Origin of the sequence: Pseudomonas sp. SM4 (assembly GCF_051913165.1) — a bacterium.
GTDB lineage: Bacteria > Pseudomonadota > Gammaproteobacteria > Pseudomonadales > Pseudomonadaceae > Aquipseudomonas.
The window spans coordinates 47,751-70,275 of the sequence record NZ_JBODOE010000015.1 but is presented as its reverse complement, the minus strand read 5'-3'; the positions used below and the strand labels follow the sequence as shown (position 1 = coordinate 70,275).

Here is a 22,525-nt window from a genome sequence, read left to right as displayed (position 1 = left end):
TGCCATGTGTCTGGCACTCGACGCGGGTCCGGGGAGAATGCCGTGCCGATCATCTTCGGGCACATGTGTGACTATCGAAAACGCCCACTGCTGAAAACGCTTTTAGACCGACTGGCATCTGTACGATGTCCGAGCGTTGGCATGGATGGCCGAGTGCAAGTGTTTGCCCCGTGGTCTTGACCTTTGAGGGGCGAGCGCAGTACCTAACGCACCAGGATTTAAAGCGATTGAGCATGAACCCAAGTAAAGATTCGACATTTGCCTACCAGGCTGTTTACCGCTATCTCGTCGAACTGATCGAAGCCGCGAGTCCCGAGGGAGAGCAGAAACTGCCGTCACTGCGTCAACTGGCGCAGCGTTTGAACGTGTCGGTGTCCACCACCAAATACGCCTATTCACTCCTGGAAGACCAGGGGCGGATCTACGCCCGACCGAAGCTCGGTTACTACACCCGGGCAATGCCTTCGGCACTGGTCAGCGAGGGTTCGCCGAACCTGCTCGACAGCGTTTTCGCCAGTGCCCGGCAACCCGGCATGCTGGCGCTGAGCAGTGATGCCCCGGCCATGTTGTTGTCGCTGGAAAATCCATTGCTGATGACCGAGCGCGAGCTGACGCGCCAATATCCACGCAGCCATGCGCCGCTTTATCAACCGTTTGGCGAAACCGAGCTGCGCAGTGTTCTGGCTGATCGCTACACCCGCTCGACGCGCTGCTACTGGCGTGCCGAACACGTGTATATCGGCTCCGATTTGCGCAGCGTGCTGGAATTGTCCCTCGAAGCCCTGCAATTGACGGGCACCGTGGCGCTGGTGGAGTCGCCGTGTTCCTGGGCGATTTTGCGCCAGTTGCATGCGGCGAAGATCCGCGTGATCGAAGTGCCGTTGGGCGACGATGGCCGCTTCGACTTGCCGCAGCTGCAACTGTTGTTGCAGCGCGAGCCCATCAGCCTGGCCGTGTTGTCGTCGACGGTGAGTATTCCCCACGGCAGTCTGATGCCTGGCGAAGATAAAAAACTGATCTGCCGCTGGTTGGCCGAGCGGCGTATCTGGCTGTTTGAAAATGACAGCTACGGCGAGTTCTGTTTCGAGCCGGGCGCCACCCGTTATCGTGATTTTGCCGACCCCGAGCGCCTCGTGGTGTTTTCGACGTTCGACAAGATCATCGGCTCGGAAGCCCCTTACGGCTATGTGTTGAGCCGGTTTCAGGGGCCCGAGCTGCATCGTCTTTTTCTTGAGCGAGCCTTTCGCCTGTCGCCGATTCGGCAGAAGGCGATTGCCCGCTTGTTCACCACGCGGCGCATCGATCAGCACACGCAGATGTTGCGCAGCCTGTTGATCGGGCGCATGCAGCGCATGCAAGGCATGCTGCACGAGCACACCGAAGGCCAGTTGCGCATCGTCGCGCCGCTGGGCGGTGCCGCGTTCTGGGTCGAGGCGACGCGGCCGGTGAACATGCGCCGGGTGTTCGAGCGTCTGTTGGCCAAACGCATCGTTATCGCTCCCGGCGAAATATTCAGCCAGCAAGGGGCCTGGCAGCATCACCTGCGCCTGAGCTACACCATCGACTGGAGCAAGGACATTACCCAGGCGTTGAAGATGCTCACTCAGGCCATTCAGGATGAAAGCTGAGGCCCTGACGTTCAATTGATGCCGTAGCAGTGCTTGGGCTCAGGGAAAGTGCCGTCGCGAACCTGCGTAGCAAACGCTTCGCACGCCTGCGTGATCAGCGCGCCGACATCGGCGTACTGTTTGACGAAGCGTGGCACATGATCGCCACCGAGCCCGAGCATGTCCTCTGTCACCAGCACTTGGCCGTCGCACGCCGGTGAAGCGCCAATGCCAATGGTCGGCATTGGCGAGAAGTCGGTGACCCGGCGTGCGACCCCTTCGGCCACCCCTTCAAGCAGCAGGCTGAAAGCACCGGCTTCAAGGTGCGCGCGTGCATCGGCTTCAATCGCCAGCGCGGCCGTCTCGTTCATGCCTTGGGCCTTGAAGCCGCCCATGGCGTTGACGTACTGCGGCATCAGGCCGATATGCGCCATTACCGGGATGCCCCGTTTGACCAGGAACTCCACCGTGTCGGCGAGCACCGCGCCACCCTCCAGCTTGATGGCGTCGCAGCCAGTGCGCGCCATCACCTGCGCACAATTGCGATAGGCCTGCTGGGGCGATTCCTGATAGCTGCCAAACGGCATGTCGGCGATCACACAGGCCAGCCGTGTGCTGCTGACGACGGCGCGGGTGTGCGCGATGATTTCCTCCAGGCTCATGTCGAGGGTCGACGTGCGGCCATAACCGACCATGGCGGTGGAGTCCCCCACCAGGATGAAGTCGACGATGGGGTCCATCAATTTGGCGATATGGCTTGTGTACGCGGTCAGGGAGACAATTTTCTGTTGCCCCTTCATCGCGACCAGTTGAGGAACGCTCAGTCGTTTGGTTCGGGTATGCAGGCTCATGGCTCTCTTCCTTGTTAAACCCCGTTGTCAGGGGTGTCTGTGGTTACAACCAGTCCCTTTCCCATCCACGCCACGCGGCGTAATCGGCGTCGATGCGTTCGAGCAGCGGGTGCAGCAAAAACACCGCGCCCGGGGAGCTGTTCAGGTCAATGGTGGGGGCCATCCTTGCCCCCTCGGCGAAACGAAACCTGACGTTATGAAAACTCGGCAGGCTTTCCAGGCGCTGGCGCGCCTGGCTCTGCGCGAACAGGCCCGGGCGATGGGCAATCAGGTTCAGGCACTTGGCGTGTTGCAGCAGCCGATAACGCTTGGGCCATTGCGCCAGGCGCAACGGGTCGAGATAGCTCAGGCACGTCAGCGCCACTTGATCGTTGCCAGTGGCGGCTTGCAGCGCGGGTGGGCAAGCCAGGCCGGAGAGCCGCGCGCCGCTTTCCAGCAGGCGCGGGCCGTCGGCGGTCAGAATCAGTTCGGTGTGCGCAGGGCCGTGCACGATGCCCAAGGCATCGAGCACGCCTTGCACGTACTCGATCAGTGCTGGCAGCTGCGCAGCTTCGGCCGGCACCAGGTCTTCGCGGTCGTAGATTTTGCGGCCATCGGCGGCGAAGGTTTTCGAGCATTTCCAGACGTCGGTGATCCAGTGCTCGCCCTGATGGCTGACGCTGTTGATCACGTATTCATCGCCGCTCAGGTATTCCTGCAACAGCAGGGCCTCGTTGTTGAGCATCATCAGGTTGGTCGCACCGAGGATCGACTCGACGGCCGCCTGCAATTGCCGCGCATCGTCGCAGATGAACACGTTGTCGGAACCGGCGCTGTCCAGCGGCTTGGCGACCACGCGGGTGCCGCCGCGTGCCTTGAACCAGGCCAGTGCCTCAGCCATTGATCGGGTGCGCAGTTGCGCCGCCACGGGCAGGCCGGCCTGCGCCACGCGCTCGGCCATCAGCGATTTGTCGCGACGCACGGCGGAGGTGGCCGGATCGTTGCCGGGAAGGCCCAGCCGCGCGGCCAGCAAATCGGCCAGTTCCACGCCGAATTCACTGCCGGTCAGCACCGCCGCCGGTTGTTGTGCGGCGAGTGTCGCGACCAGTGCATCGAGGCCTGCGTCGGCGACGCTGTAGTCCTCGGCAAACAGCTCTTTCGGGCAGCTCGCCGCAAAGGCATCGGGCATGTGCGCGCGCGAGCGTACATGCAGCAAGCGGCGTTGCCCGGCGAGCGCGCGCGCCAACAGCGCGCCGGTGGAATAGGCGTCGACCAGAATCAACGGCGCCAGGCTTAAATCAATGCAAGGGTTGGTCATAACGATTCACCGTGTAATGCAACATCTGAAACAGTTCGCTGGAGCTGACGCCGGGGCCATTCAGCGACCAGCCGCTGCTGCGGGGCAACGGCAGGCTGCCGGTATTGCCCCAGCGCAGCGCGCCCTTGTCGTCGATGCGGGTGGTGGCGCGGCCGGGGTTGTCCGGGTGCAGGCAGTAAGGGATGTCGAGCAAGCCGCGCGCGAACGCCTGGATCAATGCCAGGCCGATGTCGGCGTGCAGATTGCGCACGGTGTCTACCAGTTGCCGCGCTTCGAAGAGGGTTTCCTGGTAGTAACCGGTGCTGCTCGCGTCGATCGTCGGCAGGTCGCCGGCGGCCACGTCGGCGGCCATGCGCAGGGCGTCGAGGTTGTCCTCGACGGACGGAATCTGCCGCGATTCGGCGACGGTCTTGACGATCAGCCGTTCGCAACCGGCGGCCCGGGTTAGGCGCGCGCTGTCGCAAATCAAGCGCCGCGCGCCATGGTTGGTCGTCGGAAACACGCCCATGTAGGAATACACCACGACATGCCAGTGATCGCCGTCCAGATACTCGGCGGCCAATTCGCGCAGGGCCTGCAAGGCGCCGAAATCCTGCTCCATCGAGGTGCCCTGGGCATAACTGAGCGAAACCCCGCGAACCCCGTGCTGGCGGAAAAACAGCGCTTCGAGCAGTGTCATGGCTATCAGTAGAGAGGGCGGGCACAACTGCCCCAACAGGCAGCCACCAAAACTCTCGATATGCGCATGCTCGGTCGCGCCCGCCAGCAGCTGACAACTTTCGGCCCAGGCGCTGACCGCCTCGGCCAGCGGCAAGCGGCTGTACGGCATGCAATACGACACCGGGCCGCCTTCGGTAGCGTCGAGGCCCAAAGCGGCCAGGCGCTGGAACACATTCTGCGGTTTGGCGGTGCCGTGGCGGATCTGGATCGGAAAGTCTGCGCCATACAGCCCGGCGAGCATGCTGCGCACCGCTTCGATCGGGTGGCTGATGATCGGGAAACCGTTCATTGGCGCCGAGCTGTTGAGGCACTGCAGCGCGCTCTGGTAATCGCCGACCCGCGTGTAGCTGTCGAGGGTGATGGTGCCGATGGCCGCGCAGGGCAGGGCGGCGACACTGGCCAGCCCGGCGCGCATCTGGCCCAGTGCGCCAAAGCCCATGCGCGGCTGCACCACCAGCTCGTCGCGGGCGCGGGCACGCTCGATGAATTGTTGAAAATGGCCACCGCTGAACGCTGTCATGCGTCAGCGTCCCGAGACCAGTTCGACCACGGTTTCGCCGGTGGCCGGGTCGTAGCGACTGATTCGGCCTTTGTGCGGATCGCCGGCACGAACCCGGGCAATCAGCGTCGCGTCGCTGTCGAAATCGATCCGTTGATGCGCGTACAGGCTGCGCAAGGCCGGCAACGGCAGGCCGCTGACCTCGGTCAGCCACTGGCTGAGGGCCGGCTCGTTGTGTTCGCCGGCGAGGATCCGGTGCAGGGCATCGAGGTTGCCCAGGTGCTGCGCGTGGCACAGCCCGAGAAAGCTTGAAAGCTCACGGCCACGGTCAACGAACGGGGCAAATTGCATGCACACCAGTTGCGCCTCATCGAGGCCGAACGCCTGCACGGCGAAGCGTGCGGCGAGATCGCGGCGTGCCTGCATGCCCTGTTCGTCGGCATACGCGGCCATGGCCAGATCGATCAGGCGCTGGGGCATCTCTTTCTTGCGCATCAATGCCTGCGCCAGTTCGAGGTATTCGGCAATGCCCTGGTTGTAAGGGCGGCCCTGTACGTACTCGGCCTTGAGGCCGCGAAAGTGCGCCATCAACATCGGGTTGGCGCAGTCCGATTCGGTGAAACTGAACGCCAGTTCTTCGAAGCGGAAATCGAGAAACTCGGTGATCAGTTCCCAGTGATCCTCGACCTTGTAGCTGACCAGATCGTAGATGCTGACGAACTCCGGATCAGCATGCTCATCACCGCATGCGACGCGTCGTTCCTCGCGCTGCTGATCGAAACCTTCACCGAACAGCTCGACAAAATAGCTTTGCGCCACGCCGTCCAGCGCTTGCAGCAGGCCGCGAAAACCCTGGCGGCGGCATTCATCGACATTCAGGCCCAGACGCTGCGCCAGGCGCATGATCCAGGTGAAATAGTGCTTCTGTTCCTTGCGCGAGTCGCCGGTGACGACGGCATCGACGCCGCCCTGCCACCACGCCGCCCGCCCATAGAAATCGGCCACGGCCAGGTTGCAGCTGTTGCAGAAGGTCGGTCGCCCGTCACCGGCGGTGCGATGGCCGTTCATCAACACGTCGAAACGGTTCATCGCCTGCACATCGTCCGGGAATGGCAGGTGGCGCTCGAACGGCCGGATCTGCTGGTGATCGACCACCAGCATTTCCACGCGTGGATCGTCGAACAGGTGCAAGGCGCGGTAAACCCGGTCGATGTTCGCCATCACCGCATCCGGCACACCGGCGTGGCGCATGTTGGCGATGCGCAGCTGGAACGTGCGGCCATGCAGCACCGACAGGTGCAACTGCGTGGCACGCAGCATGGCCACGGTGTAGGAGCTGTCCTTGCCGCCACCGTAGGCGACCATCAGTTTGTAATCGGTCAGCCCTTCGAGGCCGCCCGCCGCATCGATCAGGCGTTCGCCAATGGTTGCGACGGCGCGGCGTTCATCGGCGCGCAGGTAATGATTGAGCTGACCCAGCAACGGCTCGTCGTTCCAGGCTTGGGAGGTATTGGCGTTCATAGCGGTTCTGCCTGGAATTGGAACGTCTGGGTGGTGTGGTGGATGTCGCGTTCAGTTGCGTCTTCACTGCCACCGACAAAAATGAAGCGGCCGCTGTGCAGCGCGTCGTAGCTGCCGCCGGCTTCGAGGATCTGCCCGGGTTCGGGGAGCAACTCGCGCCATAAATTGGGCAGGGTGTCGCGCAGCGATTGCGCCTGCACGACGCGGCAGGGCAACTGTGCCGGTTTGGGGATGACCAGCCAGCCGCCACTCGGATCTTCGTCGTTCGCCGGCAATGGCACTTGCTCGCCAGCGAGGCGGCGCAGCCAGTGCTCGTACAGATTGACCCCGAAGACCTTGTTGATCAGGTGCGGGACTTCACTGCCGCCGACCCGCGCACCGATTTCGAGGAACACCAGCGAGTCGTCCGGCTCGACGAAAATCTCCAGGTGAAACGCGGTGCAGCGCAAATTCAGCGCGCGCAGGATCTGTTGGCTGAACGCCTCGATCCGCGTGCGCAAGGGCGACGCCTGGACAATCACCGAACCCAATGGCTGCGCCTTGGCAAAATCCAGGCAACTGTTGATGTAGCGCGAGACCACTTGAAACGGCACGCTGCCGTCGACATCGGCGAAGCCGTCGATGTGGTAGGTCTGGCCGTGCATGAACGCTTCGATCTCGTAACGCGAGAGGTCGAGGGTGTCGAGCAGGTTGCGCAGCGCCGCTTCGTTTTCGACCTTTTCCACGCCCATGCTGGCGGCACCGTCGACCGGTTTGACGATCAGCGGAAAACCGATCTCGCGGGCAAAGTGCAGGGCCTGTTCCGCCGATTGGCAGCGCGCAAATGCCGGCACCGGCAGGCCCTGGGCCTGAAGAATTTCCTTCATGCGGGCCTTGTCGCGGTACACCGCCACTTCGTCCGGCCCGTCACCGGGAATGTTCAGGGTCTGGCGCACCCGCGCGGCGATTTCCAGGGTGAACTCCGACAGTGCGATCAACTGATCGACCGGGCCCACCCGCTCGATGACTTGCTGAACCGCACCCAGCAGCTGCTCGTATTGATTGACGTCGCTGACCTGCACCTGATGGGCGATGTGCTGCGCCGGGGCAAGCACGCCTTCGGCGCCGGGGGCATCGACCACGTAGCTGATGCGGTGTTGTTGATGATCGAAGAAGTCTTCGTAGCGAGTCAGTTCGTTGTCCCAGCGGCGCTCATCACGAAAGCGCGGCCAGCGGTTGACGATAACGATGTGCATCGTGGATATCCTTGATTGAGCGAAGTCAGCCGTGGTGGGGATCAGCCCCAGGACGGCACGCTAACGGCGGGTGCAGGTTCGGCGTCGGCTGGCGCATGCAGCGTGGCCAGGTAACCGCTGAAGGATTCGATCGCGTCGGGGCCGACAAACACCTGGTGGTAGCCGGCCTCGATCAACGGTTGGCGAACCGCCAGGGTTTCATCCTCGGAGGTGGTCAACTTGCCGCCGATCACGCAGGGCAGGTGCGGGTGCTTCTGGCGTACCTGGCGAATCAGCTCCAGACCTTGCGAGTAGCCGTGGCCATTGACGCTGCTGACCACCAGCAGTTGGGTTCGGCGCTGTTCGAGCGCATTGAGTACGGCGTCGATCGGGGTGCAGCTGCCAAGGTTTTTCACGTTCAAACCATGCTCGGCGAGCCACAGTTGCAAATACACCAGGTTCCACATGTGCGAGTCGGACTCGACCGTGGCAAGCACGCAGTGCGGCAGGGCTTTCATTGAGACGCCTCCATGGCGAGCGACGGACCACCCAGGGCCAGTTGAAAGCGCCGGGTGGTCAGGATGAACAGCAAAGTGCCGGGGATGGTCAGCACCAGTGCCAGCACCAGAATCAGCACCTGCGCGCCGTAGACGTGGCCGACACTGGCGGTCAACAGGCCGCCCAGCGGGTAGGACAGCAGGTTGACCAGGTAAAACGGTCCCATGACTTTGCCCAGGTGGGCGCGGTCGATCGCTTTGATGCGCTGCGTACGGTTGAACACGTTGAACAACGCACAACCGGCCATTGCCAGCAGAAAGCTCAGGGCATACAGCAACACGCCGTTGGCCACGCCCATGCAGATCAGGCCCAGACACAGCAAGGCAAAACCCAGCGCACCGAGTCGATAAATCGACATGCGCGCCAGCAGACGCGGCACCAGAATGAAGTTCAGCAGCCCGAGCGCGCCGGCCCCGGCGTTCATCAGGCCAAAGACACCGTCGGCGGCACTGAACACCCCACTGATGACAAACGCGTTGGCGCTCAGCACCGCGGCGAAGGCCAGGTTAATGGTGAAATTCAGTCCGGCCAGGGTCAGCACCGGTGGATTGCCGAGCAGCAGGCGCCAGCCGAGGGCCAGATCGTTGAACACGCTGCTCGGGCCGCTGGCCGCCGCGCGCGCCGTGGGCAGTCCGCGCCAGAACAGCGCCGCGGCAAACAGTGCCACCGCCGCCAGGCCGAGCAGCCAGCGCTTGTCGGTGTACATCGCCAGGCCAGCGGCGAGTGCCGGACCGAGCGCCATCGCGAGCAATTCCATGTTCTGCACCAGCGACTGACAGTGCGCGAGACGCTCGGGACCGGCGATCAGTGGCACGCTTTTTTCAACCGCCATGCGCACCGGCGCCATCAACACCGAAAGCACGATGCCGTTGCCGATCAACGCCCAGATCATCCACTGCGGCTGATACCAGCAGATCCACAGCGTGACGCCCAGGCTCAGCGCGCGCGCCGTGTTGGCCGTGCGAAACAGCAGTCGGCCGCCAAAACGGTCGGCCAATAACCCGGCAAACGGATAGGCAATCAGTGCCGGCAGCCATTCAAGGGCAAACGCGACGCCGGAATAGCGCACGTTGCCGGTCAGTTGATAAATCATCAGCGGCACAGCAAACAGCACGGTCTGTTCCGCCAGCAAGGCGCACAGCAGACCGGCGCCAAACCAGCGGATGGCGCTGTGGCGGGCATCGGCGCGGGCCTCAGGCATGATCGCGATCCCAGATCGTTTCCAGTTCGCGCAGGTAAGGCAGCACGTACTTGCAGAAACGGCGCATTTCGTCGCGGGTTGGCCAGCCGGAGAAAATGAACTCGCTGACGCCGACCTTTTTGTATTCGAACAAGTACTCGGCGACTTCCTGATAACTGCCAACCACGCACAGCGCCGGGCCGCCGCGATACGCCACCGCCCCCGACCAGAGCATTGGCGATAACCAGTCGTGCTGTGCCTTCTCCGCCAGGCGGAACGAGGTTTTCACCGCTTCCGAATCGCAGCGTCCGACAAATTCACGGACCCATTCACGATGCTGTTCGTCAGGGTTTTCCATCATGCTTTCGACAGCCGCCAGCGCTTCTTCGCGGGTTTCGCGAGCCAGTACGTGCATGCGGATGCCGACCGAGCAGCCCGATTCCAGAACAGTGCGGCTGGCCTCGGCAATACCTTCAGGCGTATCGCCGTAACGCAGCCAGCAATCGCTGTGTTGGATGGCGATCTGCTGGGCGATGTCCGAAGCGCCACTGAGGTAAATACGCGGGCGCTCAGCGTCTTTGAACGGCAGGCCCAACTGGGCTTTTTCGATGCGGTAGTGCGCGCCGTGATAGGTCAGCGGCGATTCGCCGTTCCAGAACCGATGCAGGATGTCGAGGAATTCGCCGGTGCGTTCATAGCGTCCGTCGTGGGCCACGAAGTCGCCGTAATAAGCTTGCTCGTCCGGCGAAATGCCGGCCACCAGGTTGAGCGAAATGCGCTTGTCGGACATCCACGAAACCGTGTTGACGATCTGCGTGAACAACGTCGGCGGCACCAGGCCGGGACGGTAGGCGAGGATGAATTTGACCCGCTCGGTTTCACGCACCAGCGCGCCAATCATCGGCAGCGGATCGGGCATGTGATAACTGATGCCCATCAACAGCGAGTCGATGCCCAACTCATCGGCTTCCTGGGCAAAGTCGACGATGCCGGCAAAATCGAGAGCGCCGGTGTTGTATTTTTCCGAGGCCTTTTGCTGACCGCTGTCCAGCGGTGAGCACCAGTGAATGCGCAGTGGTGCAGACATTGTGTTTCTCCATGGCACAGCCTGCCGCCGCCGGAGCGGGAGCAGGCGAGGGCAATCAGTGCGGGTCAGAACAGGAAGCTGGTACCGACGGTGCGGTCGAACAGCGCGACGTCGCGGATGCGGCGTTTGCCGCAGATGAACTTGAGCAGACGTTCGATGCCCAGGCCGCCACCGGCGCTTGGGTGCAGCAAGCCGCGACGGGCGACTTCCAGGTAGTTGGCGAACGGCTCAAGGTCCATCGACAGTTCGTTCATGCGGTAGACGATCTGTTCGTATTCGAATTCGCGCTCGGCGCCCGACAGGGCTTCGCCGTAGCCATCGGGATAGATCAGGTCATAGTTGTTGTAGGTCCCGCGCTTGCCCGGGGTTTCGCGATCGTAGAATTCGCGGCGGTAGTTGGTGACGAAGAACGGCGTGTGCGCTTGCGCCGACATGATCTTCTCGAAGTCGTCACCATGCTCGGCGCGCAACGCGTCGGAGCTGTAGATCGGGAAGGCGGTGGCGAAGTGCGGCAGTTGCCGGCCGAGCTGCGCCAGTTCGGCGGCGCAGTGTTGGCTGACTTCGCTGAACACGTGCTTGATCAGGCCTTCGATCAGGGCCATGACCTGGTGCATGTCGCCGTCGCGGATCTCGAAATCGAACTGCGAGAACTCCAGCAAGTGGTTCTCGGAATCCTTGATCTCGGCTTTTTCCAGGCGAATGTTCGGCGCCACGATGAAGATCTTTTCGTGACCCTTGGCGGTCAATGCCAACTGCTTGTGGAAGATCATGCTCGCCGTCAGTTTCAGGCGTCGTTCTTCGTACTGGATCTCGGCCGGATACACCGCGTGGTTCAGTGGATCGGTGATCGGCGACATCAGGATCGGCATCAACTGTTTGAAGTCGCGCTCCAGCAAATATTGCTGCAAAGCTTGTAGGACGCGGCCCCGGATGATGGCAATGGATTCTATGTCTGGATTAGCAAAATCGACGAAGTTACGGGTAATTTCTTCCATGATTGGCCAGATATTCAGGGAGTTAGGGAGGCCCTGATTATTGTTTAATCGAACGAAAACTCAATGTACAGATTTCGACTAAAAAGCAGCACAGAGCTCGGGTTTGGTTGTCCGACGACGCTTTTGCATGGACGATATCGCGCTGCTGAAATTGATCGGGTGGCGCACCAGTGGGCAGGTTCCTACAGACCCTGTCAGCCGGCGCCGCTCTCTCCAGTTCGTCTATTCAGAGTTCGCCCATGACTGCCCTAAATGGCTCGCGGCCCCACCAGTTTTCCAGGTCTGACTACAAGACCCTGGGCCTCGCTGCGCTCGGTGGCGCGCTGGAAATCTACGACTTCATCATCTTCGTGTTTTTTGCCCTGACCTTAAGCCAGTTGTTCTTTCCGCCAGAGATGCCGGAATGGCTGAGACTGCTGCAAAGCTTCGGCATTTTCGTCACCGGTTATCTGGCGCGGCCGCTGGGCGGGATCCTGATGGCGCACTTCGCCGATCAGTTGGGCCGCAAGCGCGTGTTCAGCCTGAGCATCTTGATGATGGCGTTGCCGTGCCTGCTGATCGGCATCATGCCGACCTACGAGCACATCGGTTATTTCGCCCCGCTGTTGTTGCTGCTCTTGCGCGTGCTGCAAGGCGCTGCGGTGGGGGGTGAAGTGCCGAGTGCCTGGGTGTTCGTCGCCGAGCATGCACCTGCCGGGCATCGCGGTTACGCTTTGGGGTTTCTCCAGGCCGGACTGACCTTCGGCTATTTGCTGGGGGCGCTGACCGCGACCCTGCTGGCGCAACTGTTTACCCCGGCGGAAATCCTCGATTACGCCTGGCGCCTGCCGTTTCTGCTCGGCGGATTGTTCGGAGTGATCGGCGTGTGGTTGCGTCGCTGGTTGAGCGAAACGCCAGTGTTCATGGCCTTGCAGGCACGCCGTGAAGCCGATGCCGAACTGCCGTTGCGCACCGTGCTGCGTGAACACCGCGGGATGTTGCTGCCGGCGTTCATTTTGACCTGTGTACTGACCTCGGCCGTGGTGGTGTTGGTGGTGATCACCCCGACCGTCATGCAAAAGAGTTTTGGCATGACCCCCAGCCATACCTTTGGCCTGAGCAGTTTGGGCATCGTCTTTCTCAACATCGGCTGCGTGATTGCCGGCCTGATCGTTGACCGCATCGGCGCCTGGCGCACGGTCAAGCTGTACAGCGTGCTGCTGCCGATGGGCATTGCCGTGCTGTATGGCTGCCTGATCAGCGGCGGCAACTGGCTGGGGCTGGCATACGCGTTGGCGGGCTTGAGCTGTGGTGTGGTCGGCGCAATACCATCAGTGATGGTCAGCCTGTTTCCGGCGCACATCCGCGTGTCGGGCATTTCCTTTACCTACAACATTGCCTATGCCCTGTGGGCGAGTACCACGCCGTTGCTGCTGATTGCGTTGATGCCATGGAGCCCTTGGGTGTGCGTGGCGTACTGCGTGGTGATGGGCGCGGTGGGTGTCGGCTGTGCGACCTGGTTTGGCGGGCGTGAGCCTGCCCAGACCGCGTCGGCACTGGTCGCGGAGCGTTGAGGCAAACGATGCAGAGTGCGCACCTTGGACTTGGCACGGATGGCTACTGGATGATGGAATTACACGAATTACCGGCGACCCAACTGCTGGCCCTGTTCGCCAGTCGCGAGTTGTCTCCGCTGGAGTATTACGATCACCTGCTGGCCCACATCGAACGGTGGGAGCCGAGCATCGGTGCGCTGTATGCGTTCAATCCACAGCGTGTGCGCGAGCAGGCGCGGGCGTCGAGCGAGCGCTGGAGCAAAGGCGCGCCGCGCGGCTGGCTCGATGGTGTGCCGGTGACCCTCAAGGAACTGATCGCCACCCAAGGCGACTGCATTCCTCAAGGGTCGCGCGCCAGCAGCCTGATGGCGGCAACCGCAGACGCGCCACCGGCCGCCCGCATGCGCGAGAGCGGGGCAATCATCCTCGGCAAAACCACGGTGCCGGACTTCGGCATGCTGTCGTCGGGACTGTCGAGCTTTCATGGCATCACACGCAACCCCTGGGACATCCGCTGCAACCCGGGCGGTTCGAGTTCCGGTGCGGCAGCAGCGGCGGCAGCCGGTTATGGCCCGCTGCATGTCGGTACCGACATCGGCGGATCGGTACGGCTGCCGGCGGGCTGGTGTGGCCTGGTCGGGTTCAAGCCAACGCTGGGGCGAATTCCGATAGACCCGTATTACACCGGCCGCTGTGCCGGGCCGATGACCCGCACGGTGGATGACTGCGCCTTGATGATGGGTTATCTGGCGCAGCCGGACGCTCGCGATGCGACCAGTCTCGCCGCGCAGGCGCTGGACTGGAACCTGCAGGCACCGTCGATGCAGGGCTTGAAAATCGGCTTGATGCTCGACCCCGGTTGCGGCTTCCAGCCCGACAACGAAGTGTGTGAGGCGGTACGGCAGGCTGCACGGCTGTTCGAGGCCAATGGTGCGCACGTGGAGTTGATCGGGCCGGTGATGGATCGCCGTTTGCTCGACGGCCTCGATGATTTCTGGCGGGCCCGGCAGTTGTCGCAACTGCAAGCCCTGAGCACGGAGCAACGCGCCAAAGTCTTGCCATACATCGAGGATTGGGCGGCGCCGGCGGCGAAGATGAGCGCGGTGCAAGCGGTCGAAGGTTTCAACCAGACGTTCGAGATTCGCCGACGCTGCGCGGCGGTGTTCGAGGATCTCGATCTGGTCTTGTCACCGACCAATCAGGTCAGCAGTTTCCCGGCCGAATGGCCTTCACCGGGCAACGATCCGCGCCAGCCTTTCGAGCACATCGTGTTCACGGTGCCGTGGAACATGGGCGAGCAACCGGCCCTGTCGATCAACTGTGGTTTCACGTCTGAGGGCATGCCGATCGGCTTGCAGATGATTGCCCCGCGATTCTCCGATCAGTGGTTGCTGAAGTGCGCCAAGGCCTATGAAAACTGGCGCGGCCCGATCAAACACTGGCCGTCCGCACCACCCCGCTGAATCCCGATGGTTGTGGTACACCGCACGAGCCTCTGGCGCTTGCGGCGGTGCACCTTCTTTTTGCAGGCGTTCCGATGAAATCACATGCACTTCGCGCGATGGTCGCGATGCTGGCGGTTGTTCCGCCCGGCTGGGCCGCCGAAGCGGTCACTGCGCAGGATCAGGCCACGGGGCTGCTGGACGGCAGCCACCTGAGCCTCAACTTGCGTCACTACTATTCCAATCAGCACACCCAGCGCAGCACGCACCTGGTGATCAAGAAAAACGGCGTCGCCGAACCGACCCGCGAGCGCATCACCTGGGTGCAGACCGGCATGCTCAATTACAGCTCCGGCTACACCCAGGGTTGGCTGGGCGTAGGGATTGATGCGGCATTGTTCAGCGCGGTCACGCTTGAGCGCGGCCAAGGTGCAGTGGCCAACGGTGGTGATCGTGTGCTGGTCGACAGTGATGGCGACGCCGTGCCGACCTGGAGTCGCCTGGGCGTGGGGGATCTGAAGCTGCGCGTTTCGAGCACCGAGCTCAAGGCCGGCCGGATGCTCACGGAAAACCCGATCCTGCGCTACAAGGACAACCGCGCCTTGCCGTCGACCTTTCAAGGCGTTGCGGTCAACAGCAACGAATTCGACTGGCTGGCGCTGCAAGCCGGCAGCTTCGAACGCGCCATCCCGCGCACCGGCAGCGGTAGCGAACGGCTGACCACGACGTTCGGTAATCGCGCCTACAGTGGTTCGCGTATCAGCTACGCCGGCGGCACGGCGACAGCCCCGGCCGGGCTGACACTCAGCGCCTACGGCTCGCGCTTCGAAGACATGTGGCAACAATATTATCTGGGCGCGACGCACCTGGTCGGCAATCGCGCAGACCTGGCGCTGAAAACCAGTTTCAACTATTACCGCACCCGCGATCAGGGCGAACAGCGCCTGGGTTTTATCGACAACGACGCCTACAGCCTGGCGGTGACGGCCGCCCACGGTGCCCATGGCCTGACCGCAGCGTGGCAACAAGTGTTCGGCGACGAATACTTTGACTATGTGTGGGAGTCCACGGGCAACTACATGGCCAACTCGCTGTACTCGGACTACAACGGCCCCAACGAAAAATCCTGGCAGTTGCGCTACGACCTCGATCTGGCCAGCTATGGCGTGCCGGGCCTGACCGCCAGCCTCTGGCACGCCAAGGGCTGGGGCATCGACGGCACGCATTACAGCGGCGACCGCGACGGCCACAACACCGGCTACAACGTGCGCGGGCTGGATGGCGCCAAACACAATGAAAACGGTTTGATGGTCGCTTACGTCGTGCAGTCTGGCAGCCTGAAAAACACCGTGTTGCGCAGTATTGTCTACAACCATAGGGCCAGTGGCGGGCAGATTGACGGCAGCTACGACGAGTTCCGGCTGGTGGCGAACGTGCCGTTCAATCTGTTCTGAATAATCCGCGAAAAATTTTTTCAGCAGGGTTAACCCGAACCGCAAGGGCTGGCCGTCTCAGTGGATGAATGCTCAATTTCATCCCGAGGTCAGCCCCCATGTCCCTTCCTCTGCCTTTCCTGCGCCCCGTTGCGTTCGGTGTTTTGCTGGCCCTCGGTGGCTGTGGCGTTTCCTCGCATCCGGAGTCGGCCGCCGTGCCAGCACCGGCGCAACCTGAAGAAGCTCAGGTTCAACACGAAGCGGTCATGGCCGCAGGCTCGATGGCCAAGCGCTCGGCGCGTCCGGCACCGATCGCCAGTTTCGCGGCGATGCCCGCCGCCGACAGTTATCCACAGGGCTATCGCGACGAGTCGCGCGAGCAGTATCAAACCCTCGCCGACAACCCGATCCACAGCGTTGCCGAATCGCCGGTTTCAACCTTCAGTGCCGACGTCGACACCGGTGCCTACGCCAACGTGCGCCGCTTGCTCAATCAAGGGCGACTGCCGCCGGAAGGCGCGGTGCGCCTGGAGGAAATGGTCAATTACTTTCCCTACGACTACGCATTGCCCAGCGATGGCTCGCCCTTCGGCGTGACCACTGAGCTGGCCGCGTCACCGTGGAACCCGCACACGCGCCTGCTGCGCATCGGCATCAAAGCCTCCGACCAGGCCGTGGCGCAACTGGCCCCGGCCAACCTGGTGTTTCTGGTCGACGTCTCCGGTTCGATGGATCGCCGCGAAGGGCTGCCGATGGTCAAAAGCACGCTGAAGTTGCTGGTTGATCAATTGCGCGATCAGGATCGCGTGTCGCTGGTGGTGTATGCCGGTGAGTCGAGGGTGGTACTGGAGCCAACTTCCGGACGCGAGAAAGCCAAAATTCGTACAGCCATCGAGCAATTGACCGCCGGCGGCTCGACCGCTGGGGCCTCCGGCATCGACTTGGCTTATCAAATGGCCCAGCAAGCCTTTATCCCCAAGGGCATCAACCGCATCCTGCTGGCCACCGACGGTGATTTCAACGTCGGGGTCAGCGACTTCGACAGCCTCAAGCAAATGGCTGTGGATAAACGCAAAACCGGGATCTCGCTGACCACCCTGGGGTTTGGTGTGGATAACTACAATGAACACTTGATGGAACAACTGGCCGATGCCGGCGATGGCAACTACGCCTACATCGACAACCTGCGTGAGGCACGCAAAGTGTTGGTCGATCAACTCGGCTCGACCCTCGCCGTGGTGGCGAAAAACGTCAAGTTGCAGGTGGAGTTCAACCCGGCGCAGGTCAGTGAATATCGCCTGCTCGGCTACGAAAATCGTGCCTTGAAGCGTGAGGATTTCAGCAATGACAAAGTCGATGCCGGCGAGATCGGCGCAGGGCACACGGTGACCGCGCTGTACGAAATTGTCCCGGCGGGCGAAAAAGGGTGGCTGGAACCGCTGCGCTACGGTAAATCAGCCCCGGTTGTTTCCGGCAAAAACGGAGAATTGGCGATGCTGCGTGTGCGTTATCAACAGCCTGAAGGTGGGAAAAGTCTGCTGATCGAGCGGCCGATTTCCGATCAGGTCGTAACCGCCAGTGAAGATCTGCGTTTTGCCGCGTCGGTCGCAGCGTTTTCCCAGCAACTCAAGGATGGCCGCTACACCGGCGACTTCACCCTGAAGGACACCGAAACACTGGCCCGTGGTGCGCGGGGCGATGATCGCTTTGGCTTGCGTAACGAGTTCGTGCAACTGGTGGAACTGGCGCAGAGCTTGCGCGCCTCGACCGTCGCGAATGCGTTGCCCACTGAGCGACGGATTGAATAGTGAGTCGTCTGAAGGGTTTCATCAGCCAGTTGTTTGCCTCGGCAGACAGCCCAACCGCCAGCAGCGATGAAGCGCTGCTGGCGCGTTATCGCGAGGGCGACGGCGCGGCGTTCGAGATTTTGTACGCCCGTCATCGTCAGGGTTTGTACCGGTTTCTGCTCGGCTTGAGCGGCAAAGCCGAACTCGCTGACGAAGTCTTTCAGGAGACTTGGTTGAGCCTGATTCGCAGCAGCAGTCAGCCACAAGGGAGGGCGACTTTTCGTACGTGGTTGTTCCAGATTGCCCGCAATCGTCTGATCGATCACTGGCGCAAGCATGGCGCCCAACAACCGCTGCACGACAGTTACGACGAGCAGGCCCACGCGGTCAGCGACGACACCAACGATCCTGCACAATTGCTCAGCCTCAGCCGCGACAGCCAGCGCCTGGACAGCGCCCTGCAAATCCTGCCGGCCGACCAGCGCGAAGTGTTTCTGCTGCGCGCCCACGGCGACCTCGACCTGGCACAAATCGCCAGCCTCACCGACACACCGCTGGAAACCGTCAAAAGCCGCTTGCGCTACGCCCAGCAAAAACTGCGTCGGCTGCTGGCCGAGGAGGTACTGACATGACTGACGCCCGCCAGACACCCGAAGATCCGCTGATCAAACATGTGCGCGAACAGCACAACGCTGAACCGCCAGCGCATATCGATGCGTACATTCTCAATGCCGCACGCGGCGAAACTCCAACGCCGAAGCCAGGCCTGTGGCAACGCTGGCTCGACGCCTGCCGCCAGCCGCGCTGGCAAGTCGCGTTCGCCAGCCTGGTCGGCGTCGCGCTGATGTTGTCGCTGGTGCAACGCACGCCCGAACCGCAGCCGCAATTCGACTACGCTCCCCCAGCTCCGGCGCCACTGGCGCGCAAACACGCGCCCGAAGCCTTGAGCGCTCCCGCTGGCGCCATGTCCGCTCCTGCGCCCATGGCGGAAATGGCCGCGCCGATGCAAAGCCAGGCGATCAGCGCCGATGAAGCCAAACTGAGCAAGCGCGCCGCCGCACCGGCCAATGGCCTCGACGCACAATTGCGCGAAGTCCTGCGCCTGCGCGAATCCGGCCAGTCGCAAGCGGCCGACAGCCTGTTCAACAACCTGCACAAACGCTACCCGAACGCCGACCTCGACGCGCGACTCGAGCAGTTGCAGAAAAAATGACCCCCTGAACCCTCAGCCATTTGGCATTGCCCCGCAAAAACGCGCACTATCGGGCCATTGCCAATACGCTGGAGGACAACGTGGCATCGAAAATTGACCGCATCGCCCAACTCCTCAACTGCCCGGAAAAGGGCGAAGAGATGCGCCGCGCGATTACTGAAGCACGTAAGGAATTTCTGCTGAACCAGCCGGAAGAAGATGTCGTTGAGGAAGACGAGGTTTTTGAGGAGGTTGAGGGGGAAGAAGATGACGATGAATATGATGAGTTTGACTGGACGACGGAGTAAATCGAGCTTCAGGCGTTGCTCCAGTTCTTGGTTGCCTGATCCAAGGCCGTGTGCTCACTGCTGGCTCTTTTGTGAAATGCCGCGGAGCGCTTCAATGGCTGACCGTTCGCCTTCTGTCTCTTTCAGAGCCCTGCGTCGTTCGGCATAGATTTCATATTGAGCTCGGGCTTTTTCTTCGGCTACTTGATTACTCGTTTGTCCCGATCCTTGCAAAATCTGGCGGCTATTGAACTCCAAAAACTGGTCCAACTTCTCTTGCCAATCCCTCAGGAAAATCTGTTTGCGCATCAATGCTTGATCTTCCGCGAAATCCAGCCACATCGTAACGATACGATTGAGAGCATTGATTTCCTCTTGAGTGAGATAGTTTTTAGCGATTGTGACATCGCTTTTACGCACCTCATCTCCCTTAAAGTTGGTTAGACCCATATCTACTTTTGAGGCGTCAACGCGCTGGAAGATTAGCTCGGCGGCAGTCAAGCCGGTGCTGGCGAAATGAAGCTTATTTTGGATGATCTGAAAGAACGCAGTCGTTTCCTTGTTGGATGGCACGTAATCGGCCGCCATCGCGAAGATATCCTTCACCCTTAAATAAACCCGTCTCTCGCTGGCACGAATATCTCGGATGCGCTCAAGCAGTTCGTCAAAATAGTCAGGTACCTGTGAGCGCCCCACGGGTGGGTTTCTCAAGCGCTCGTCGTCCATGGCGAAGCCCTTGACCAGATATTCTTCAACTACCTGCGTGGCCCATTGACGGAATTGGGTGCCTCGCTTGGAACGGACGCGGTATCCCACCGCGATAATCAATGGCAGGCTGAAATACTTGACGTTGTAAGGTTTGTTGTCGGCGGCAGTTGTTCGGTAATACCGAACAACTGAATCCTCTGACAACTCGCCCTCGACAAAAATATGGCTAATGTGTTCGCTGATAGTTGCTTTGGCCTTACCGTACAGCTCACAAATCATCGACTGAGATAACCAAAGCGTTTCGGATTCGAATCGACATTCCAGGCGTATCTGTCCCTCGGAGCTTTGAAAAAGCAAAAGCTCCCCTTGAGGGGCTGCAGGATAAGCTGTGTCGTTCTGATCAATCATTTGGGCTGTTCCGCGAGCAGTTCTGGCGAGTCTTTACATTGATCGCAAAGGGTCAGGGAGGCTACACAGTGTGGCGAAAACCGCTGATCTAATGAACCCGATTCTCGTGTAATTTTGTTTCCAATCCCCGATGTTTTCATAAAGCCATCGCCCACAAAAAAGCCCCGGACCATCACAGTCCGGGGCTTTCTCGTTTAAATCAATGGTGCACCAGGCGGGATTCGAACCCACGACCCCTGCCTTCGGAGGGCAGTACTCTATCCAGCTGAGCTACTGGTGCAGCGGGCGACATCATACCTAGGTCGGCTCGGGGCGTCCATGCCGGGGTTTGTCAGTGCGCGTGTCCGCTGAAATCACTGTATTCCTTAAAGCTGTAACGTCCTGCAAAACCCTCGCTTGGCGCTTTCACGGGACTGATCTATGGTTCTGTTGCCGCGAGGGCTTTTTGCTCGTTGATCTGAAAATTTCCACAAACGCGGCGTTTTTGTTCTTTTTTTCGAACGACCTATTGTCCTTTACCCCCTTTGATCCTACGATCCGTTTGAGATTTCAAACGCTCTTAGGCTGGGTGTTGCAGCGCTGGTGGTTCGAAACGTCCACGCTTGATGCGCCACACCCGGTCACTGATTTCCCTGACGGCAGCCTTGCGAGGCGCCTTTCTACAATCATAATTTGCTCCGCGCAGGCCGCGGTGCTGTTAAGGAAAGCCGACATGCAGCTTAAAGACACCCAGTTGTTCCGCCAGCAAGCCTTTATTGATGGCGCTTGGGTTGATGCGGACAACGGTCAGACGATCAAGGTCAATAACCCGGCCACCGGCGAAATCCTCGGTACCGTGCCAAAGATGGGCGCCGCCGAAACCCGCCGTGCCATTGAGGCGGCCGACAAGGCGCTGCCAGCCTGGCGTGCACTGACCGCCAAAGAGCGTGCCGGCAAGCTGCGTCGCTGGTTCGAACTGATGATCGAGAACCAGGACGACCTCGCGCGTCTGATGACCCTCGAGCAGGGCAAGCCGCTGGCCGAAGCCAAGGGCGAAATCGTTTACGCCGCTTCGTTCATCGAGTGGTTCGCCGAAGAAGCCAAGCGCATCTACGGCGACGTGATTCCGGGTCATCAGCCAGACAAGCGTCTGATCGTGATCAAGCAGCCAATCGGCGTGACCGCCGCGATCACCCCGTGGAACTTCCCGGCGGCGATGATCACCCGTAAAGCCGGCCCGGCTCTGGCCGCTGGTTGCACGATGGTGCTCAAGCCTGCTTCGCAAACGCCGTTTTCCGCTTTCGCCCTGGCCGAACTGGCTCAGCGTGCGGGCATTCCTGCGGGCGTGTTCAGCGTGGTGTCCGGCAGCGCCGGCGACATCGGCAGCGAGCTGACCAGCAACCCGATCGTGCGCAAACTGTCCTTCACCGGTTCGACCGAAATTGGCCGCCAGCTGATGGCTGAATGCGCCAAGGACATCAAGAAAGTCTCGCTGGAACTGGGCGGCAACGCGCCGTTCATCGTGTTCGACGACGCGGACCTGGATAAGGCCGTCGAAGGCGCGATCATTTCCAAATACCGCAACAACGGCCAGACCTGCGTCTGCGCCAACCGTCTGTACATTCAGGATTCGGTCTACGACGCGTTCGCCGAGAAGCTGAAAGTGGCTGTGGCCAAACTGAAGATCGGCAACGGTCTGGAAGACGGCACCACCACTGGCCCGCTGATCGACGAAAAAGCCGTGGCCAAGGTCAAAGAACACATTGCTGACGCCGTATCCAAAGGCGCCACCGTGCTGGCTGGCGGCAAGGCGATGGAAGGCAACTTCTTCGAGCCGACCATCCTCACCAACGTGCCGAAAAATGCTGCCGTTGCCAAGGAAGAAACCTTCGGCCCGCTGGCACCGCTGTTCCGCTTCAAAGACGAAGCCGAAGTGATCGCGATGTCCAACGACACCGAGTTCGGTCTGGCTTCGTACTTCTATGCGCGCGACCTCGGTCGTGTGTTCCGTGTCGCTGAAGCGCTGGAATACGGCATGGTTGGCGTCAACACCGGGCTGATCTCCAACGAAGTCGCGCCGTTCGGCGGCATCAAGGCCTCGGGCCTGGGCCGTGAAGGCTCCAAGTACGGCATCGAAGATTACCTGGAAATCAAATACCTCTGCCTGGGCATCTAAGCCCGGTCAAAGATCGCTGCAAACGCAAAGGGCACGAGAGCGCTGCCCC

The 22,525-nt window shown here is 61.2% G+C and carries 19 protein-coding genes and 1 tRNA gene; 9 read left to right on the top strand and 11 right to left on the bottom strand.

All coding sequences use genetic code 11. From position 1 onward, the window contains the following. Positions 1–233: 233 nt before the first annotated feature. The gene (locus tag ACQ4MY_RS24560) at positions 234–1,628 is read left to right on the top strand and encodes an aminotransferase-like domain-containing protein (RefSeq protein ID WP_045123082.1); all 1,395 of its coding nucleotides are present in this window, start codon (positions 234–236) and stop codon (positions 1,626–1,628) included. A gap of 11 nt (positions 1,629–1,639) precedes the next feature. Here ACQ4MY_RS24560 and panB read toward each other — a convergent pair whose 3' ends face one another. The 9 genes from panB to ACQ4MY_RS24515 all read right to left on the bottom strand — a co-directional run bounded on the left by panB (position 1,640) and on the right by ACQ4MY_RS24515 (position 11,529). Next, the gene (gene panB, locus ACQ4MY_RS24555) at positions 1,640–2,458 is read right to left on the bottom strand and encodes a 3-methyl-2-oxobutanoate hydroxymethyltransferase (RefSeq protein WP_440096749.1); all 819 of its coding nucleotides are present in this window, start codon (positions 2,456–2,458) and stop codon (positions 1,640–1,642) included. A gap of 43 nt (positions 2,459–2,501) precedes the next feature. Beyond that, complete coding sequence (locus ACQ4MY_RS24550; protein WP_440096748.1) at positions 2,502–3,755, bottom strand: ATP-grasp domain-containing protein; 1,254 nt, start codon at positions 3,753–3,755, stop codon at positions 2,502–2,504. After that, positions 3,736–4,995, bottom strand: a complete 1,260-nt coding sequence (locus ACQ4MY_RS24545; RefSeq protein WP_440096747.1) for a methylaspartate mutase — start codon at positions 4,993–4,995, stop codon at positions 3,736–3,738. Before ACQ4MY_RS24545 ends, ACQ4MY_RS24550 begins: the two co-directional genes overlap by 20 nt. A gap of 3 nt (positions 4,996–4,998) precedes the next feature. Next, a complete protein-coding gene (locus ACQ4MY_RS24540) occupies positions 4,999–6,495 on the bottom strand; it encodes a hypothetical protein (protein WP_440096746.1) in 1,497 nt (498 codons plus the stop codon). After that, positions 6,492–7,730: an ATP-grasp domain-containing protein gene (locus tag ACQ4MY_RS24535; RefSeq protein ID WP_158830294.1), complete on the bottom strand. Its 1,239-nt coding sequence runs from the start codon at positions 7,728–7,730 to the stop codon at positions 6,492–6,494. The genes ACQ4MY_RS24540 and ACQ4MY_RS24535 overlap by 4 nt, the downstream gene beginning before the upstream one ends. A 41-nt stretch (positions 7,731–7,771) precedes the next feature. Further along, entirely contained in the window at positions 7,772–8,227 is a 456-nt protein-coding gene (locus ACQ4MY_RS24530; protein ID WP_440096745.1) for a cobalamin B12-binding domain-containing protein, read from the bottom strand. Continuing rightward, entirely contained in the window at positions 8,224–9,468 is a 1,245-nt protein-coding gene (locus tag ACQ4MY_RS24525) for an MFS transporter (protein ID WP_440096744.1), read from the bottom strand. The genes ACQ4MY_RS24530 and ACQ4MY_RS24525 overlap by 4 nt, the downstream gene beginning before the upstream one ends. Next, positions 9,461–10,534, bottom strand: a complete 1,074-nt coding sequence (locus tag ACQ4MY_RS24520) for an LLM class flavin-dependent oxidoreductase (protein WP_440096743.1) — start codon at positions 10,532–10,534, stop codon at positions 9,461–9,463. Before ACQ4MY_RS24520 ends, ACQ4MY_RS24525 begins: the two co-directional genes overlap by 8 nt. A 65-nt stretch (positions 10,535–10,599) precedes the next feature. Further along, positions 10,600–11,529 carry an asparagine synthetase A gene (locus ACQ4MY_RS24515; RefSeq protein WP_158830298.1) on the bottom strand — a complete coding sequence of 310 codons (930 nt, stop codon included), beginning with the start codon at positions 11,527–11,529 and terminating at the stop codon, positions 10,600–10,602. A gap of 239 nt (positions 11,530–11,768) precedes the next feature. Here ACQ4MY_RS24515 and ACQ4MY_RS24510 point away from each other — a divergent pair, with 239 nt between their 5' ends. The 7 genes from ACQ4MY_RS24510 to ACQ4MY_RS24480 all read left to right on the top strand — a co-directional run bounded on the left by ACQ4MY_RS24510 (position 11,769) and on the right by ACQ4MY_RS24480 (position 19,226). Continuing rightward, on the top strand, positions 11,769–13,082 hold the full coding sequence (locus ACQ4MY_RS24510; RefSeq protein WP_440096742.1) for an MFS transporter: 1,314 nt from the start codon (positions 11,769–11,771) through the stop codon (positions 13,080–13,082). A 50-nt stretch (positions 13,083–13,132) separates the two neighbouring features. After that, entirely contained in the window at positions 13,133–14,527 is a 1,395-nt protein-coding gene (locus ACQ4MY_RS24505) for an amidase (RefSeq protein WP_440096741.1), read from the top strand. Between the two features lie 98 nt (positions 14,528–14,625). Next, on the top strand, positions 14,626–15,960 hold the full coding sequence (locus tag ACQ4MY_RS24500) for an OprD family outer membrane porin (RefSeq protein ID WP_440096783.1): 1,335 nt from the start codon (positions 14,626–14,628) through the stop codon (positions 15,958–15,960). 98 nt (positions 15,961–16,058) lie between these two features. Beyond that, positions 16,059–17,747 (top strand): vWA domain-containing protein, encoded by a 1,689-nt coding sequence (locus ACQ4MY_RS24495; protein WP_440096740.1) that lies wholly within the window; start codon positions 16,059–16,061, stop codon positions 17,745–17,747. 29 nt (positions 17,748–17,776) lie between these two features. After that, complete coding sequence (locus ACQ4MY_RS24490) at positions 17,777–18,358, top strand: RNA polymerase sigma factor (RefSeq protein WP_440096782.1); 582 nt, start codon at positions 17,777–17,779, stop codon at positions 18,356–18,358. Next, positions 18,355–18,939, top strand: a complete 585-nt coding sequence (locus ACQ4MY_RS24485) for a hypothetical protein (protein ID WP_440096739.1) — start codon at positions 18,355–18,357, stop codon at positions 18,937–18,939. The genes ACQ4MY_RS24490 and ACQ4MY_RS24485 overlap by 4 nt, the downstream gene beginning before the upstream one ends. Before the next feature lie 20 nt (positions 18,940–18,959). After that, the gene (locus tag ACQ4MY_RS24480) at positions 18,960–19,226 is read left to right on the top strand and encodes a hypothetical protein (protein ID WP_177323302.1); all 267 of its coding nucleotides are present in this window, start codon (positions 18,960–18,962) and stop codon (positions 19,224–19,226) included. A gap of 54 nt (positions 19,227–19,280) precedes the next feature. Here the strand turns inward: ACQ4MY_RS24480 and ACQ4MY_RS24475 are convergent, their stop codons facing one another. After that, on the bottom strand, positions 19,281–20,321 hold the full coding sequence (locus ACQ4MY_RS24475) for a virulence RhuM family protein (RefSeq protein ID WP_440096738.1): 1,041 nt from the start codon (positions 20,319–20,321) through the stop codon (positions 19,281–19,283). Between the two features lie 203 nt (positions 20,322–20,524). After that, positions 20,525–20,601 (bottom strand) — tRNA-Arg (locus ACQ4MY_RS24470). A 432-nt stretch (positions 20,602–21,033) separates the two neighbouring features. On the opposite strand from ACQ4MY_RS24470, the gene gabD reads away from it, so the two are divergent. Continuing rightward, positions 21,034–22,476, top strand: a complete 1,443-nt coding sequence (gabD, locus tag ACQ4MY_RS24465; protein WP_008079999.1) for an NADP-dependent succinate-semialdehyde dehydrogenase — start codon at positions 21,034–21,036, stop codon at positions 22,474–22,476. Positions 22,477–22,525: the final 49 nt, after the last annotated feature.